This is a genomic window from Cupriavidus sp. 96C5-1, assembly GCF_057798855.1.
This window is the reverse complement of the sequence record NZ_JBYOJU010000035.1, coordinates 36,501-53,109: the sequence shown is the minus strand read 5'-3', so window position 1 is coordinate 53,109 and position 16,609 is coordinate 36,501. Positions and strand designations below refer to the sequence as shown.

17 protein-coding genes, 1 tRNA gene and 1 pseudogene are annotated in these 16,609 nt (G+C 64.6%); 17 read left to right on the top strand and 2 right to left on the bottom strand.

Going from position 1 to position 16,609, the window contains the following annotated elements; all coding sequences use genetic code 11:
* Positions 1-9 precede the first annotated feature (9 nt).
* From AC3FOF_RS30760 to AC3FOF_RS30680, 17 genes and pseudogenes are all read left to right on the top strand, one after another.
* Positions 10-948, top strand: coding sequence for a helix-turn-helix transcriptional regulator (locus AC3FOF_RS30760; RefSeq protein WP_488728738.1), 939 nt, complete (start codon positions 10-12; stop codon positions 946-948).
* A 100-nt stretch (positions 949-1,048) separates the two neighbouring features.
* Entirely contained in the window at positions 1,049-2,731 is a 1,683-nt protein-coding gene (boxC, locus tag AC3FOF_RS30755; protein ID WP_488728737.1) for a 2,3-epoxybenzoyl-CoA dihydrolase, read from the top strand.
* Between the two features lie 322 nt (positions 2,732-3,053).
* Positions 3,054-3,443 carry an MbcA/ParS/Xre antitoxin family protein gene (locus AC3FOF_RS30750; RefSeq protein ID WP_017231104.1) on the top strand — a complete coding sequence of 130 codons (390 nt, stop codon included), beginning with the start codon at positions 3,054-3,056 and terminating at the stop codon, positions 3,441-3,443.
* On the top strand, positions 3,403-4,155 hold the full coding sequence (locus AC3FOF_RS30745) for an RES family NAD+ phosphorylase (protein ID WP_488728736.1): 753 nt from the start codon (positions 3,403-3,405) through the stop codon (positions 4,153-4,155). Before AC3FOF_RS30750 ends, AC3FOF_RS30745 begins: the two co-directional genes overlap by 41 nt.
* Before the next feature lie 123 nt (positions 4,156-4,278).
* Positions 4,279-4,354 (top strand) — tRNA-Met (locus tag AC3FOF_RS30740).
* 485 nt (positions 4,355-4,839) lie between these two features.
* Positions 4,840-5,013, top strand: a pseudogene (locus tag AC3FOF_RS30735) (PAAR domain-containing protein); the annotation flags it as partial.
* A 15-nt stretch (positions 5,014-5,028) separates the two neighbouring features.
* On the top strand, positions 5,029-5,412 hold the full coding sequence (locus tag AC3FOF_RS30730) for a hypothetical protein (protein WP_017231102.1): 384 nt from the start codon (positions 5,029-5,031) through the stop codon (positions 5,410-5,412).
* On the top strand, positions 5,409-6,026 hold the full coding sequence (locus AC3FOF_RS30725) for a hypothetical protein (RefSeq protein WP_488728735.1): 618 nt from the start codon (positions 5,409-5,411) through the stop codon (positions 6,024-6,026). The genes AC3FOF_RS30730 and AC3FOF_RS30725 overlap by 4 nt, the downstream gene beginning before the upstream one ends.
* On the top strand, positions 6,023-6,574 hold the full coding sequence (locus tag AC3FOF_RS30720) for a hypothetical protein (protein ID WP_488728734.1): 552 nt from the start codon (positions 6,023-6,025) through the stop codon (positions 6,572-6,574). Before AC3FOF_RS30725 ends, AC3FOF_RS30720 begins: the two co-directional genes overlap by 4 nt.
* Positions 6,575-7,063: 489 nt before the next feature.
* Positions 7,064-7,648, top strand: a complete 585-nt coding sequence (locus AC3FOF_RS30715) for an NUDIX hydrolase (RefSeq protein WP_017231099.1) — start codon at positions 7,064-7,066, stop codon at positions 7,646-7,648.
* Positions 7,649-7,675: 27 nt separating this feature from the next.
* Entirely contained in the window at positions 7,676-8,443 is a 768-nt protein-coding gene (gene aat / locus AC3FOF_RS30710; RefSeq protein ID WP_017231098.1) for a leucyl/phenylalanyl-tRNA--protein transferase, read from the top strand.
* 129 nt (positions 8,444-8,572) lie between these two features.
* On the top strand, positions 8,573-9,400 hold the full coding sequence (locus tag AC3FOF_RS30705; RefSeq protein WP_276264697.1) for an arginyltransferase: 828 nt from the start codon (positions 8,573-8,575) through the stop codon (positions 9,398-9,400).
* Positions 9,401-9,500: 100 nt separating this feature from the next.
* Positions 9,501-10,535, top strand: coding sequence for a quinone-dependent dihydroorotate dehydrogenase (locus AC3FOF_RS30700; protein ID WP_017231096.1), 1,035 nt, complete (start codon positions 9,501-9,503; stop codon positions 10,533-10,535).
* Between the two features lie 73 nt (positions 10,536-10,608).
* Positions 10,609-11,667: an aldo/keto reductase gene (locus AC3FOF_RS30695; RefSeq protein ID WP_488728733.1), complete on the top strand. Its 1,059-nt coding sequence runs from the start codon at positions 10,609-10,611 to the stop codon at positions 11,665-11,667.
* A 311-nt stretch (positions 11,668-11,978) separates the two neighbouring features.
* The gene (locus AC3FOF_RS30690) at positions 11,979-12,950 is read left to right on the top strand and encodes an ABC transporter substrate-binding protein (protein ID WP_276264698.1); all 972 of its coding nucleotides are present in this window, start codon (positions 11,979-11,981) and stop codon (positions 12,948-12,950) included.
* A 154-nt stretch (positions 12,951-13,104) separates the two neighbouring features.
* Positions 13,105-14,001, top strand: a complete 897-nt coding sequence (locus AC3FOF_RS30685; RefSeq protein ID WP_017231093.1) for an ABC transporter permease — start codon at positions 13,105-13,107, stop codon at positions 13,999-14,001.
* Between the two features lies 1 nt (position 14,002).
* Entirely contained in the window at positions 14,003-14,797 is a 795-nt protein-coding gene (locus tag AC3FOF_RS30680) for an ABC transporter ATP-binding protein (RefSeq protein ID WP_017231092.1), read from the top strand.
* A 92-nt stretch (positions 14,798-14,889) separates the two neighbouring features.
* Here AC3FOF_RS30680 and AC3FOF_RS30675 read toward each other — a convergent pair whose 3' ends face one another.
* Both AC3FOF_RS30675 and AC3FOF_RS30670 read right to left on the bottom strand, forming a co-directional pair.
* The gene (locus tag AC3FOF_RS30675) at positions 14,890-15,165 is read right to left on the bottom strand and encodes a hypothetical protein (RefSeq protein WP_276264563.1); all 276 of its coding nucleotides are present in this window, start codon (positions 15,163-15,165) and stop codon (positions 14,890-14,892) included.
* Complete coding sequence (locus AC3FOF_RS30670; protein ID WP_035818720.1) at positions 15,165-16,574, bottom strand: LutB/LldF family L-lactate oxidation iron-sulfur protein; 1,410 nt, start codon at positions 16,572-16,574, stop codon at positions 15,165-15,167. Before AC3FOF_RS30670 ends, AC3FOF_RS30675 begins: the two co-directional genes overlap by 1 nt.
* Positions 16,575-16,609 lie beyond the last annotated feature (35 nt).

Below are 16,609 nucleotides of genomic sequence, written 5' to 3'. Positions count from 1 at the left end.
CCGTCCGCCATGCGCCGCGATCCCGATTCCCTGCTGGCCCCCGACTCGTCCGACACCCGCCCCGCCGGCGAGCGCGACCCCTACCTGACGCGACTGGGCGAGCGCATCCGCTCGCTGCGCGCCGCGCGCGGCATGTCGCGCAAGGACCTGGCGCGTGGCGCCGAGGTCTCGGAACGCTATCTCGCCAACCTGGAAACGGGTACCGGCAACGCCTCCGTGCTACTGCTGCGGCAGGTAGCGCGTGCACTCGACGTGCCCCTGCCGGTGGTGCTGGCGGAGATGGAGAACCAGCATGCCCCGGGCAACCAGCCAGCGTCCGAATTCGCGCAACTGGTGCAGTGGCTGGCACAACTGCCCGCCAGCGACCTGGCACGCGTGCGCGAGGCCTGCCGCCATGCCCTGGCGCCGTCCGAATCCCACGATGCGCGCCACCGCCGCATCACCCTGATCGGCTTGCGCGGCGCGGGCAAATCCACGCTCGGACGCGCGCTGGCCGCGGCGCTGGAGGTGCCTTTCGTCGAACTCAACGGTGCCATCGAGCAGGAAGCTGGCGCCAGCCTGGCCGAGATTCACTCGCTGTATGGCCAGGCCGCCTACCGCCGCTACGAAATGCGCGCGCTGGAACGCGTACTGCGCGAGCACGAGCGCATGGTGCTCGCCACGCCGGGCAGCCTGGTGTCGGAACCCGCCACCTTCAACCTGCTGCTGGCGCGTTGCTACACGGTATGGGTGAAAACCTCGCCCGAAGAGCATATGGCGCGCGTGGTGGCGCAGGGCGACATGCGCCCGATGGAAGGCAACCGCGAAGCCATGGACGATTTGCGGCGCATCCTGCTGGCGCGCACGCCGCTCTATTCGCGCGCCGACGTCACCATCGACACCAGCGGCCAGGATTGCGCCACCTCCCTGCAGGCCCTGCGCGCCCATCTCCGGGTGATCGGCGCCTGAGCGGCGGCGCCGGTCCGCGCAAGGATTGCACCGCCCAGCTTTGCGCACTATATTTCATCACGCGAAATGACTAAAAATATAGTGCACAAAGGAGACAACGATGTCCGACACGGCCGTCCCCGCCGGTACCCCGCAGGCCCCCGTCACCTTTGAGCGCGACCCCGCGCAGTACCGCCACTGGAAGCTGACAGTCGACGGCCCCGTCGCCACGCTGTCGATGGATGTCGACGAGGCCGGTGGGCTGCACCCCGGCTACGCGCTCAAGCTGAACTCCTACGACCTCGGCGTGGACATCGAGCTGCACGATGCGCTGCAGCGCATCCGTTTCGAGCACCCCGAGGTGCGTAGCGTCATCCTCACCAGCGCGAAGGAACGCATCTTCTGCTCCGGTGCCAACATCTTCATGCTCGGCCAGTCGTCCCATGCGTGGAAGGTGAATTTTTGCAAATTCACCAACGAAACCCGCAATGGCATCGAGGACGCCAGCCGCCACTCCGGCCTCAAGTTCATCGCGGCCTGCAACGGCACCACCGCCGGCGGCGGCTACGAGCTGGCGCTGGCTTGCGACGAGATCGTGCTGGTCGACGACCGCTCCTCTGCCGTCAGCCTGCCCGAAGTGCCGCTGCTCGGCGTACTGCCAGGCACGGGCGGCCTGACCCGCATCACCGACAAGCGCCGGGTGCGGCGCGACCATGCCGACATCTTCTGCACCACCACCGAGGGCGTGCGCGGCCAGCGGGCGCGCGACTGGAAACTGGTCGACGAGGTGGTCAAGCCGGCCCGCTTCGCCGAGCACGTGCAGGAACGCGCCCTTGCGCTGGCGGCAGGCAGCGACCGCCCCGCGGACCAGCCAGGCGTCAAGCTCACGCCACTGTCGCGTAGCCAGGATGCGCACGGCTACCGCTATGACACCGTGCAGGTCCACCTGGACCAGAATGCCCGCAAGGCCACGCTGACGGTGTTCGGCCCGGGCAAGCAGCAGCCGCAGGCACTGCCCGCGATGCTCGCCGCCGGCGCCGAATGGTGGCCGCTGAAGATGGCGCGCGAACTCGACGACGCCATCCTTACACTGCGCGCGAATCATCTCGACACCGGCATCTGGATTCTGAAGACCGAGGGCAATCCGCAGCACGTGCTGGCCTGTGACGCCCTGCTCGAAGCGCACGCCAGCCACTGGTTCGTGCGCGAGACCATCGGCATGCTGCGCCGCACGCTGGCACGCCTGGAGGTTTCCTCGCGCTCGTTGTTTGCCCTGATCGAGCCGGACTCCTGCTTTGCCGGCACCCTGCTGGAACTGGCGCTGGCCGCCGACCGCAGCTATATGCTGCACCTGCCCGATGCGCCGGACGACGCCCCGCGCCTGTTCGCCAGCGTGGCCAACTTCGGCCGCTACCCCATGGTCAATGGGCTGACGCGGCTGGCTGCGCGCTTCTACCAGGACCAAGCCGCGATCGATGCCGTGCAGAGCCACGCCGGCGCGCCGCTCGATGCCCTCAGTGCCGCCTCGCTGGGCCTGGTCACCGCAACGCCGGACGATATCGACTGGGACGACGAGATCCGCATCGCCACCGAAGAGCGCGCCAGCCTGTCGCCGGACGCCCTCACCGGGCTCGAAGCCAACCTGCGCTTCGGGCCGGTGGAGACCATGGAGACCCGCATCTTCGGCCGCCTCACGGCGTGGCAGAACTGGATCTTCAACCGGCCGAACGCGGCCGGGGAACAAGGGGCGCTCAAGGTATTCGGCTCGGGCAACAAGGCCCGCTTCGACTGGGACCGCGTCTGAGACGAGGTCTACCTGCGCACCGCGGTATCGGTCGATCCCTCTGGCCGGACGCACTTCGATCACGTCAGGATGCCGGACTGTCGTGGAACGCGCTGCAAGCCGCCATGAAGGCGGAAGGCCGGCTGCATATCGAGAGCCGCTGAACGCGCCTGGACCAGGCAGGCGCGCCCCAGGCGCGAGAAAGGAAAAGAAATACGCCCTCCCCCACGCCGGAGAACTTGCCGCGGGCGAAGCCACCAAACAATATGGAGACGGTGTTGTTTAGTGCTTCCCTTACGAAACGAACCGCCTATAATGTTTCTCAAGAAACAGGAGCAAGGCGATGCAAACCAGGCAAGTCCCCGAGCATCTTCCTGCCGGCAGCCCAGACCCCGGCACCACTCTCACCAAGGCGGTGATGCGTGCCGCTGGCTTCCTTGGCATCAGCCAGGCAGGCGTCGCCAGCGTGCTGGGTATCAGCACTGCCTCCGTCTCCCGCATGGCATCGGGGGGCTATGTGCTCGACGCCCATCGCAAGGAATGGGAATTCGGCGTGCTGTTCGTGCGGCTCTTCCGCTCGCTCGACGCCATCCTCGGGCACAGCGACCAGGCCCGCCTCTGGCTGGCCAATGAAAACCTGGCGTTGGGCGGCAAGCCGCTCGACCTGATCCGCACAACAGAGGGCCTGGTACGTGTCGTTCACTATCTGGATGCCACCCGCGGTCGCGTCTGAGCGCAGGCCGTTCGCGCTCACGCTCTGGCGCGCGGTCGAGGCGCAGCACGTTGTCTCGACCATGCCGCTGGTCGACAGCCTGGAAGAACAGGCCGTGCTGGAAGCCGTGCTCGACGCCGGCAAGCCCGCCGTGCCCGCAGAGGCGCGCCATCTCCACTATCTGCTGTTCACGCCGTTCCGCTATCCGCCCTCGCCATGGGGTTCGCGCTTTCGCGGCGAGCAGGATCCGGGGGTGTTCTATGGCGCGGACGACATCCGTACCGCCTGTGCCGAACTGGGCTACTGGCGCTGGCGCTTCCTGCGCGACAGCCCGGCGTTACCGCGTATCGACGCCCGGCCCCATACGCTGTTCCAGGTCAGCGTGCGCACCGAAGGCATCGCACTCGACGCCCCTCCTTTCGTGGAAGACGCAGCGCAGTGGACCGATCCCGACCGCTACGATGCCTGCCAGGCGCTGGCGCGCGTGGCACGCGAGGCCGGCCTTGGCATGATCCGCTACACCTCGGTGCGCGATCCGCAGCATGGTCCTTGCGCCGCGCTGCTGGCACCCCACGCCTTCGCCGAACCCAAGCCGCTCGTCACCACCACCTGGATGCTGACGGTGCGCCCTGACCGCGTCATCTGGCAGCGCGACGACCTGCTGCAGCGCGACAGCTTCCAGTTCGCGGCCGGCCTGTGGCAACGCACCATGGAAGCCGCCAGCAAAGGCTGAACGCCGGCTTGCGATTGCTGTCGAATTCTTTATCGGGGCAAGTTCTTGCGCTCCCTGAACGCCCGGCGCAATCGGGTGTTGCAATGCAAAAGGATTTGTCCTATAATCTTTTTCTTCGACGGACGCGGGGTGGAGCAGTTGGCAGCTCGTCGGGCTCATAACCCGAAGGTCGCAGGTTCAAGTCCTGCCCCCGCAACCAAACGCCGAAGACGCTATTAAATCCAATCGTTGGCACGCCGAAAGACGGTTGGAAAATGCAAAAAGCCCGCTACACGCGGGCTTTTTGCATTTGGCGGTCGCGAAGGGTTCGGTGCACTTACAGGTGCGACTCCAGGACGTATCGATTCCTCCCGCTTCTTGCGCGAGCATCCCGCGCACCTCGCCCGCCCCTCCACCACGCCACATAGACGGCGTAGTTCTGCCTTTGTCATAGCACGCTCGTCACGTCAATCCCGGACCCCTCGCGTCGGCTTTTCCCCTTCTATGGCCATTGAGGACGCTCGACACGTCGTCCATATTTCCATCGGGCCCTCATTGGGAAATTTCTTCTGAAGATCCAGAATTACCTGCTACCACCCCGCACCTTCTCCCGCTAAAAAGTAGATGCGCCATCGCGCACATCAATCAATTCCTGGGAGAACGTATGAAATACAAGACGCCAACCCTAGCACTGGGTGACCGGCCATGATGCGCAGAGTGGCATGCGTAGGAGACGAGCTCGAACGCGGGGGAAACATCCTACCGTACTCCGGGCAGCCGTTCACAATTGGCAATGGTCACCAGGCCGCACTGATCGGCGGCCAAGCTTACTGCGCGGCCTGCAAAAGTACCGGCACCATTGCGAAGTCCGGGGGACCACGCCGATTGAACTTCATGGGCGAGACAGCAGCTGACGGCGATATTGTGCTCTGCAAGTGCTCTACGCCCCCAAGGATCATAGCTCTGCTCGCCGGCAATACATGGTGCGACGATATGGCTGGGAGCGGTAGCAGTATGGGCCACCCGTATAGCTCAAGCGGATTCTCAGGGGATGATGGCGATATCGCAGAGGATGGGGAAATCATCGAGCAATTCTTTGAGCTTGTGGATGGCGAGACGGGAGCACCGGTTGCCGGCTACTTGTACGACCTGTTTTCCAATGGCCAGCAGATTGCAAGAAAGGCAATATTTTCTGAAGGTCGGACTATTGCCTTTAATCACGACAGTCGCGTCAGCCTTGTTATGTGGCTGGATAAGAGCGGGGAGGTCCGTCCGTGACGAAGGAAACCTTGAATCCAGAAACACGCTTGCTCGCAGCAATCGCCTACGGAGAGTCTTCAACCGAGGATGTCTACGAGGAAATGGCGGCACTTGCAAGCGTGATGCTTCGGCAAATGAAAGCTCGCGGTTACAGCACCCTAGCCAGTTTTACGACCAAGGAAAGGACATTTTCTTTCGTTGTCAGCGACGGTAACGAGCGCTATGCGAAGCTGATGAAATCTAGCGAAGCTCACATTGAGAAGAACGCCGCCATGGCGAATGCCGTAAAAGCGGCAAAAAATGCGCTGTCAGGAGGAATTGACTACTCCAACGGCGCATATTTCTGGGATGGCGCCGATATACGATCGAACTACAAAAATCATTTCAAAGTTAGACACGGAATAAAATTCACCAACTCAGACCATAATATTTATGGCATTGATGAATCCATTAAGCTAGTAATAAAAACAAAAACAACGAAGAAAAAAATAAACGGAAAGCTAATCACAAAAACGGAAGAGGTCGATCGACACGATCACATCTATGACTCCACGGCGGCACATGGAGGAACAATTTTCTGGAAACACAACACTGATTACATGCGCACCACCGGCGCGAAGGAGTACAAGTGAAACAGCGATTTTATTTTTTACTCTTCTTCGCATTACCTGCCACCACATATGCACAAGCCCCTCCCGCCCCCGTTGTTGAGAGTTGCTTGATGTTTGACGCCATTCACCCATCGTTGCGCATTGATAAAATCGATGGCGTAGCAACGATTAACGATGATCCCCAACGCGGTTACTCCACATATACTTATGACTATAGGGGGCTGCGTGTCGGCTATGCAACGCGCGCAGGCAAAAGCGATCTGATAATTTTCGGAAAACATGCCACCCCCTTATCAAAAGCAAAAGGAATCGAAGGGGCCAGTCCTGAAAAAATTAATGCGAGCAAAGCAGATTTCGGGATCATACATCACAACAACAACGATTATTATTGCATATCGTCAAACTTTGATGGCATCGGCCGCAGCGGAACATTCCAGAATATCAGAATGGCCTACATCTCCCGAATCCCTTCCAGCTCGCGAAGATCGGCAGCGCTCAACTATTCCTTCTCCGTCCGTGATATTCGGCAGATTAAGCAAGAAACTGACGAAAACATCTCTCAAAAATAGGGTGCTCTACTACTTGATCGCGGCTCCAACCAAGAATGACGTCTTCAATGGCCCTGTCGCAGTATTGCTATTCGACGGGCTTGCTGGGACTGTCGGGCTTGCCGCCACATGCAGATTGCCAATCCGGCGGCGCGGCGATATCTGGGGGCGATTGCAGCGCTTCGCGCTGTCGCCAGACTCGCCTTATAGGGCATCGCTATGCAGATCCTGCGCGAGGACTATAGCGTGCACGGCTAAGCGGTTTCGACGGACAGCCCTTAATGCGCACGAGCCATCGACTATTTTTGCTGCGTGCCATGCCACCGTTGCAGTCGGGCAACTCACGCCCTCCCGGAAACCCTGACGGCTACGGCAGCCCTGATGGCATTTTCAGTTTTGTGCGCCGCACTCGCTACCCGCCCCCACAGCCCTCCCCCCAAACTCGCATCCCACCCCCGGCAGCCCTCATCGGCGGTGATACACTTTCGCCATTCCTCCCGGACGCCTCCCATGAAATTCTGCTCGAACTGCGGCCATGCGGTCGTGCTGCGCATCCCTGATGGGGATAGCCGCCCACGCCATGTGTGCGACAACTGCGGCACCATCCACTATGTCAACCCGCGCAATGTGGTCGGCACCATCCCGGTATGGGAGGACAAGATCCTGCTGTGCAAGCGCGCCATCGAGCCGCGCTACGGGTTCTGGACGCTGCCGGCCGGCTTCATGGAGATCGGCGAGACCACCGCGCAGGGGGCCGCCCGCGAAACGCTGGAAGAAGCCGGTGCCCGCGTGCAGGTTGGCGAACTGTTCTCCATCCTGAATGTGCCGCATGTGCATCAGGTACATATGTTCTACCTGGCGACGCTGGACGATCTGGATATCTCGGCGGGCGAGGAAAGCCTCGAGGTCAAGCTGGTCGATGAAGCCGACGTCCCCTGGGACGAACTGGCCTTCCCCACCGTGATCCATTCGCTGCGCTGCTTCTTCGCCGATCGCGCGGCGGGGCGGCTGGCCGACGGCACCTTCCGCCTGCACAGCCTGGATATCGACAAGCCGATGCGCCCGCTGACCAGCCGGGCCACGGTCGAACCCTGAACGCGGGCGCACGCCCTGTAACCCTGCATGATCACCTGGCTGGATCCGCATGATCCGTTCCCGCCGGTCGAGCGTGCGCTCGGCCCGGGCACCGACGCGCCCGGCCTGCTCGCGGCCAGCCGCGAACTCTCGGCCCAGCGTCTGCTGCTGGCGTACCGGCAAGGCATCTTTCCCTGGTATGCGGAAGGCCAGCCGGTGCTGTGGTGGAGCACCGACCCGCGCATGGTGCTGGCGCCGCAGGCACTGCGGGTTTCCGCCACCTTCCGCAAGACCCTCAAGCGCGTGCTGCGCGACCCCGACTGGGAAATCCGCGTCGACCACGACTTTGTCGCGGTGATGCAGGCCTGCGCCCTCACCCCGCGCGAAGGCCAGCACGGCACCTGGATCACCGAGGACATCATTGCCGCCTATGGTGCGCTGCACCGCAACGGCCTCGCCCACTGCGTGGAGAGCTGGTACCGCGGCGAACCCGCGGGCGGCTTGTATGGCGTGGCGCTCGGGCGGATGTTCTACGGTGAATCGATGTTCGCGCGCCGCAGCGACGCGTCCAAGATCGCGCTGGCCGCGCTGTGCGCGTTCCTCGGCAATCACGATGTGGCGATGATAGACTGCCAGCAGGAAACCGATCATCTGGCTTCGCTTGGCGCGAGTCCGATTCCGCGTGCGGATTTCGCGGCGCATGTGCGCGTCGCCACGCGCCAGCCCGATATCGTTCCGTGGCGCTTTGACAAGACGGTGCTGCAGCGATGGACGCAGGCTCAGGATCCGGCACAGGCACAGATGGAAAAGGCATAAGGCACGCCCCGCCGGACGCGCCGCTGCCGGACAATATGGGCTTGCAGGCTTGCCTTGAGGCCAGCGCGCCACCTCGCCGCGCCGCCGGCTACCTCGCGTTGCTGTTTCATTCCTGGCCGTTTCAGACAAATGAGCAAGCTTAAGGAACTACCCCTTTCCGCGCTGCAGTTCTATGCAACGGCCCCCTACGCTTGCAGCTACCTGGACGGCCGGATGGCGCGCTCGCAGGTGGCCACGCCCGCCCACCTGATCAATGCCGACGTTTATTCCCGGCTGGTGCGCGCCGGCTTCCGGCGCAGCGGCATCTTCACCTACCGCCCCTATTGCGATGAATGCCACGCCTGCACGCCATGCCGCGTGGTGGTGGAGCAGTTCCATCCCGACCGCAGCCAGCGCCGCGCGTGGCGCCAGCACGCAGACCTGCAGGCGCTGGTGGCGCCGCTGACCTACGTCGAAGAGCACTATTCGCTATACCTGCTGTACCAGTCGATGCGCCATGCAGGCGGCGGCATGGACCAGGACAGCCGCGACCAGTACGAGCAATTCCTGCTGCAGAGCCGGGTCAACTCGCGCCTGGTGGAGTTCCGCGAGCCGCCGGGCTCGCCGCAGGCCGGCCGACTGCGCATGGTCAGCATGATCGACGTGCTCGACGACGGGCTGTCCTCGGTCTACACCTTCTACGACCCGCTGGAACTGCATGCCAGCTATGGCACCTACAACATCCTGTGGCAGATCCGGCAGGCCCGCGAACTTGGCCTGCCCCACCTGTACCTCGGCTACTGGATCGCCGACAGCCGCAAGATGGCCTATAAGGCACGCTACCAGCCGCTGCAGGTGCTGACCGCAAACCAGTGGCGATCGTTCGAGGCGCTGGCGGTCTCCGCGCCTCCCGCGCCGCCGGCATCCCCCACCGCTGCGCCAGTGATCCCGCCGCAAGCGGCCGACGACGCGCCATAGGGCAGCCGCCGCATGCCACTGTGCGCGTACGCCGGCCGGCCACGCTCCGGCCCAACCGTTACAATGCCGCCTTGGTCCCGACTTCCAGGCTGATTCCCCTGTGCTGAACGCGCTCTACCCCCTGTTTCGCCCCGCCCTGTTCTCGATGGATGCGGAGGACGCCCACCATTTCACCCTAAACAACCTGCTGCGCGCCAAACGCCTGGGACTGGCCGGCTGCATCGGCAATACCATCGCCGACGACCCGCGCACGGTGATGGGCGTGCGCTTCCCCAATCCGGTCGGCCTGGCCGCGGGGCTCGACAAGGACGGCGCCTACATTGACGGCCTGGCCACTTTCGGCTTCGGTTTTATCGAAGTGGGGACGGTGACGCCGCGCGCGCAGCCGGGCAATCCGCGCCCGCGCATGTTCCGCCTGCCGCAGGCGGACGCACTGATCAACCGCATGGGCTTCAACAACGGCGGCGTCGACGCCTTCATCTCCAACGTCAGGGCTTCGCGCTGGAAGGCCGAGGGCGGCGTGCTGGGCCTGAACATCGGCAAGAACGCCGATACGCCGATCGAGCGCGCGGTGGACGATTACCTCTATTGCCTGGAACGGGTCTATCCGCACGCCAGCTACGTCACCGTCAATATCTCGTCGCCCAACACCAAGAACCTGCGCCAGCTGCAGGGCGCAAGCGAGCTCGACAGCCTGCTCTCCACGCTCAAGGACGCGCAGCAGCGCCTGGCTGACCAGCACAAGCGCTATGTGCCGCTGGCGCTCAAGATCGCGCCCGATCTCGATGCCGACCAGATCGGCAATATCGGCGATGCGCTGGTGCGCCACCGCATCGACGGCGTGATCGCCACCAACACCACCATCGCCCGCGACGCGGTCAAGGGCCTGCCGCATGGCGAGGAAGCCGGCGGATTGTCCGGCCGGCCGGTGTTCGCGTCGTCCACGCGCGTGGTCAAGGGCCTGCGTGCCGTGGTCGGGGATACGGTTCCCATCGTGGGGGTAGGCGGCATCTTCAACGGTGCCGATGCCAAAGCCAAGATCGCCGCCGGCGCGCAGCTGGTGCAGGTGTACAGCGGACTGATCTATCGCGGGCCGGCGCTGGTCAAGGAATGCGCCGCCGCCCTGCGCGCCTGACAGCCAGCCGGACCCAACCTCCCCGAACCCTGGAAGCCCGCAAGCCTGCGGCGCCCGACAAGGAAGAAAGCCAATGGAAACCACCCGTCTGGGCCGCAGCGACCTGCAGGTCTCGCGCATCTGCCTCGGCACCATGACCTTCGGCGAGCAGAACACCGAAGCCGAGGGCCACAGCCAGCTCGACTACGCCGTGTCGCGCGGCATCAACTTTATCGACACGGCCGAGATGTACCCGGTCAAGCCGCGCGCCGAGACCTATGGCAGCACCGAGCGCATCGTCGGCAGCTGGCTCAAGCGCCAGCGGCGCGACCGCATCGTGCTGGCCACCAAAGTGGCCGGCCCGGCACGCATGCCATGGATCCGCAATGGCGGCGACCTGACCCCCGACAGCATCCGCACCGCTGTGGATGCCTCGCTGGCGCGCCTGCAGACCGACTATATCGACCTGTACCAGATCCACTGGCCGGCCCGCAACGCGCCCATCTTCGGGCAGAAGCAGTTCGACCCCGCCAAGGAGCGCGAATGCGCTTCGATCCAGGCCCAGCTCGAAGCCATGGGCGAGCTGGTGCGCGCGGGCAAGATCCGCTACGTCGGCGTATCGAACGAAACGCCGTGGGGCGTGGCCGAGTTCGTCAAGCAGGCGGAGCTGCACGGCCTGCCGCGCATCGCCACCATCCAGAACCCGTACAACCTGCTGAATCGCAGCTTCGAACAGGGACTGGACGAGGCCTGCTTCCGCACCGACGTCAGCCTGCTGGTCTACAGCCCGCTGGCCTTTGGCCAGCTCACCGGGAAGTACCTGGGCGGCGACCTCGCGCAGCCCATGTTCGACACGCAGGCCAAGGGCCGCCTGACACGCTTTCCGCCCGACTGGAGCCCGCGCTACCTGCGTCCGGAAAGCCTGGCAGCCGCCGCCCGCTATGTGGCGCTGGCGCGCGAGCACGGCATCTCGCCGACGACGCTGGCACTGGCCTGGAGCTACTCGCGCTGGTTCGCGGCCAGCACCATCATCGGGGCCACCTCGCTGGAGCAACTGCGCGAGAACATCGATGCCTGGCAAGCCCCCCTGCCCGAAGGCGTGACGGCGGCCATCGCGCGCATCCACGCCGAGATCCACAACCCCGCGCAATAGCCTTCCGGCGCTCCCCGCTCCGATACCCGTACGCCACCCGGAGCCGCCCTCAGCGCGCTCCGGGACTGGCGTTTCCCCCTACAGACACACCGGAACCGGGCAAATCGCACGGCGGAAATGGTATCCTCGCAGGCTTATCGCCGTCGTATCCGCTGCGCCCCGGCAACCGCCCGCCTGCCGCCTGGTGAGTCGCTTGCGCAACGGACCGTCCGGCCGGCGCCACGCGCCGCCGGGCAGGACGGCGGACCAGACCTCAGTCAAAACGAATAGCGGCTTATCACCCAGAACCCACTCCGGGGGAGATCAAAACCATGAAGTGTCTCAAGACATCGACCAAGACCATCCTGGGCAGCGCCGTGGCCCTGGCACTGCTGTACGGCGGCGCCGTTCAGGCCCAGACCGTCAAGGTACTCTCGATTGTCGACCATCCCGCGCTGGACGCCATCCGCGATGGCGTGCGCGACGAGCTGAAGACCGCCGGCTATGACGCCGACAAGAACCTGAAGTGGGAATACCAGAGCGCGCAGGGCAATACCGGCACTGCCGCCCAGATCGCCCGCAAGTTCGTCGGCGACCAGCCCAATGTGATCGTCGCTGTCGCCACGCCGTCGGCCCAGGCCGTGGTGGCCGCCACCAAGTCGGTGCCGGTGGTGTACTCCGGCGTGACCGACCCGGTTGCCGCCCAGCTGGTCAAGAGCTGGGGCGCATCGGGCACCAATGTGACCGGCGTGTCGGACAAGCTGCCGCTGGACCGCCAGGTCGCCCTGATCAAGCGCGTGCTGCCCAAGGCCAAGACGGTGGGCATGGTCTTCAACCCGGGTGAAGCCAACTCGGTGGTGGTGGTCAAGGAACTGAAGGCGCTGCTGGCCAAGGAAGGCATGACGCTGAAGGAAGCCGCCGCGCCGCGTACGGTCGACATCGGCGCCGCCGCCAAGAGCCTGATCGGCAAGGTCGACGTGATCTACACCAACACCGACAACAACGTGGTGTCGGCGTATGAGGCCCTGGTCAAGGTCGCCAACGAGTCGAAGATCCCGCTGATCGCGGCCGACACCGACAGCGTCAAGCGCGGCGCCATTGCCGCGCTGGGCATCAACTACGGCGATCTCGGCCATCAGACCGGCAAGGTGGTGGTGCGTATCCTGAAGGGCGAGAAGCCCGGCACGATCGCTTCGGAAACCAGCGACAAGCTGGAACTGTTCGTGAACACCGGCGCAGCCGAGAAGCAAGGCGTGACGCTGTCGCCCGAGCTGATCAAGGAAGCGAAGACCGTCATCAAGTAATCACGGCACGCTGACCCTGCGCGTTCGCGCGCAGGTGGCTCTACGGCTCTATCCGGGCCCGCCCCCGGAACGCCTGGCGGGCCACCCCATCCGGGTGGCCCGCCAGGCGTTCCAGATCCGGCTCCCAAGCCGGAAATAGCAACTGGATTCCCCCATGTCCCTCTTTTCCCTTCTGGGCGCCCTGGAGATCGGCCTGATCTTCAGCCTCGTTGCCCTGGGGGTGCTGATCTCCTTCCGCATCCTCAATTTTCCCGACCTGACCGTTGATGGCAGCTTCCCGCTGGGTGGCGCCGTGGCTGCCACGCTGATCGCTTCCGGCCAGGATCCTTTCCTTGCCACCGCGCTGGCGATCGTGGCAGGCGCCTTTGCCGGCTTCATCACCGGCTGGCTCAATGTGCGCCTCAAGATCATGGACCTGCTCGCCAGTATCCTGATGATGATCGCACTGTACTCGGTCAACCTGCGCATCATGGGCAAGCCCAACGTGCCGCTGATCACCGAATCCACCATCTTCACCATCCTGCAGCCCGACTGGCTGCCCGACTACATGCTGCGCCCCGCGCTGCTGCTGATCGTGGTGGTAGTGGCCAAGCTGGGCCTCGACTGGTTCTTCTCCTCGCAGCTCGGCCTGGCCATGCGCGCCACCGGCGCCAACCCGCGCATGGCGCGCGCCCAGGGCATCGCCACCGGCCGCGCCACGCTGGCCGGCATGGCCCTGTCCAACGGGCTGGTAGCGCTCGCGGGCGCGCTGTTCGCGCAGACCCAGGGCGGCTCCGATATCTCGATGGGCATCGGCACCATCGTGATCGGCCTGGCCGCGGTGATCATCGGCGAGAGCATCCTGCCGGCGCGCCGGCTGGTGTACACCACGCTGGCCGTGGTGCTGGGCGCCATCCTCTATCGCTTCTTCATCGCGCTCGCGCTGAACAGCGAGTTCATCGGCCTGAAGGCACAAGACCTGAACCTGGTCACCGCCGTGCTGGTCACCGGCGCGCTGGTGCTGCCGGGAACCCGCAAGAAGCTGTTCGGCCGCAAGAACGGAGGTGCTTGAGATGCTGCGCGCACAAGACCTGAAACTCACTTTCAATCCCGGCACCCCGATCGAGACGCGCGCGCTGCGCGGCCTCAGCCTGGACATCCCGAGCGGCCAGTTCGTTGCCGTGATCGGCTCCAACGGCGCGGGCAAGTCGACCTTCCTCAACGCCATCAGCGGCGACCAGATGGTGGATACCGGGCGCATCACCATCGACGAAACCGATGTCACGCGCAAGCCGGCCTGGGACCGTGCCCACCTGGTGGCGCGCGTGTTCCAGGACCCGATGGCGGGCACCTGCGAAGCGCTGACGATCGAGGAAAACATGGCGCTGGCCATGGCGCGCGGCAGCCGCCGGGGCTTCCGCTCGGCGCTGAACAAACCCTCGCGCGAGTTGTTCCGCGACAAGCTGCGCCTGCTCAACCTCGGCCTGGAAAACCGCCTGACCGACCGCATCGGCCTGCTCTCGGGCGGCCAGCGCCAGGCCGTGAGCCTGCTGATGGCCTCGCTGCAGCCGTCGCGCATCCTGCTGCTGGATGAGCACACCGCCGCGCTCGACCCGAAGACCGCTGCCTTCGTGCTGGAACTGACCGCCAAGATCGTGGCGGAGAGCAAGCTCACCACCATGATGGTCACCCACAGCATGCGCCAGGCGCTGGACTACGGCCAGCGCACGGTGATGCTGCACCAGGGCCAGGTGGTGCTGGATGTGTCGGGCGAGCAGCGCGCCGGACTGGATGTGCCGGATCTGCTGCGCATGTTCGAGCAGACCAGGCACGAGCAGCTGGATGACGATGCGTTGCTGTTGAGTTGAGCCTCGGCTTAGCCATGCAGAAAGCAGAAGGCCCCCGCCTGGCGGGGGCCTTCTGCTTTCTGTGCCACCTCTTGCTCCTGGCGCGGCGGCGCTCAGGCGGTGGCCGCCTTATCCAGCCAGCGCTTGAGCTGATCGGTCACCGCCGAACTCGAGAACGAGCAGCTGTCCTGCGCGAACACCGCCGACATTTCCAGCCGGCGCAGCAATTCCTCCATCGCCTGTCCGAACATCGGCGGCAGCACGAGTCCCGGTGCGGCCTCGCGCCAGCTGCGCACCAGGCCGTCGGCGGCGAGCTGGCCGCCGATATGTTGTTCAAGCGCTGCGCGCATGGTTGCCAGCGCCGGTGCGTTATCAGGGGTCGTAGTCATCAGCGGGCCCTCCTTTCCTTATAAAGTTCGCGAAAAGTCCTTCCGCTCGGGGCCGGCAGGTCCCGGGTCTCGGTCCACCCGCGGCCCGCCATCGGCAGGCTGGCGATCAGCTTGCTGCTGCCGCCCATGCGCGCCAGCAGCCGCGCGCCGATGCGCGTAGCCAGGGCATAGAGCCCCGGCCGGCGCGCCACATAGGCCCAGACTTGCAGCCCGAGCCGCTCCTGCCAGGGACGCAGGCCACGCTCCATCTGCTTTTCCCGCAGCTTGCGCAACAAGTCCGACAGCGGGATCGATGCCGGGCACACGCGATTGCATTCGCCGCATAGCGTGGCCGCCTGCGGCAAGTCCAGCGTATTGGCCAGGCCGACGTAGCTCGGCGTCAGCACGCTGCCCATGGGGCCCGGATAGACCCAGCCATAGGCATGGCCGCCGATCTTCTGGTAGACCGGGCAATGGTTCATGCAGGCGCCGCAGCGGATACAACGCAGCATTTCCTGGAACTCGCCGCCGATCAGACCGCTGCGTCCGCCATCGACCACCACGAAATACATATGCTCGGGACCATCTCGCTCGCCTTCGGCGCGCGGGCCGGTCAGCAGCGAGAAATAGTTCGAGATGGCCTGCCCAGTGGCCGAACGCGGCAGCAGGCGCATCACGGTGGCCAGGTCTTCCAGCGTCGGCAGCACCTTCTCGATGCCGGTCACGGCCACGTGCACGCGCGGCATCACCGTGCACATGCCTTCGTTGCCCTCGTTGGTCACCACCGCCACCGAGCCGGTTTCGGCGATGATGAAGTTGCCGCCGGTCACGCCCATGTCGGCCGACAGGAACTCCGGGCGCAGCACTTCGCGCGCCTCGCGCGTCATCTCGGGGATGTCCGTCAGGCGCGGCTTGTGGTGCACTTTGGCGAAGAGATCGGCAATCTCTTCCTTGTCCTTGTGCACCACCGGGGCAATGATGTGCGATGGCGGCTCTGCATCGTTGATCTGCAGGATGTATTCACCGAGATCGGTCTCGATGCTCTGCACGCCCATCTCGCCCAACACCTGGTTCAGGCGCATTTCCTCGGTCACCATCGACTTGCTCTTGATGACCTTCTTCACGCCGTGCTTCTGCGCGATCTCGCCCACCAGCCGGGCGGCGTCGGCCGTGGTTTCCGCGAACAGCACGGTGGCGCCGCGGCGCGTAGCGTTTTCCTCGAAGGTGGCCAGCCAGACGTCGAGGTTCTCCAGTGCACGGTTGCGGCGCTCCTTCAGCGCCTCGCGGGTGGCGTCGAAATCGATATCGAGGATGGCGTCGGCACGCGCCGTGACGAACTTGGTGGAAAGCTTCTTGAGGTTTTGCTGCAGGCGCTGGTCGGCCAGCTTCTGGCCCGCGCGCGCCTTGAATTCCATGCTGCGAACTTGCATAGCGGGGATCTCGCTAGGTATTGTTTTTTGTCCGG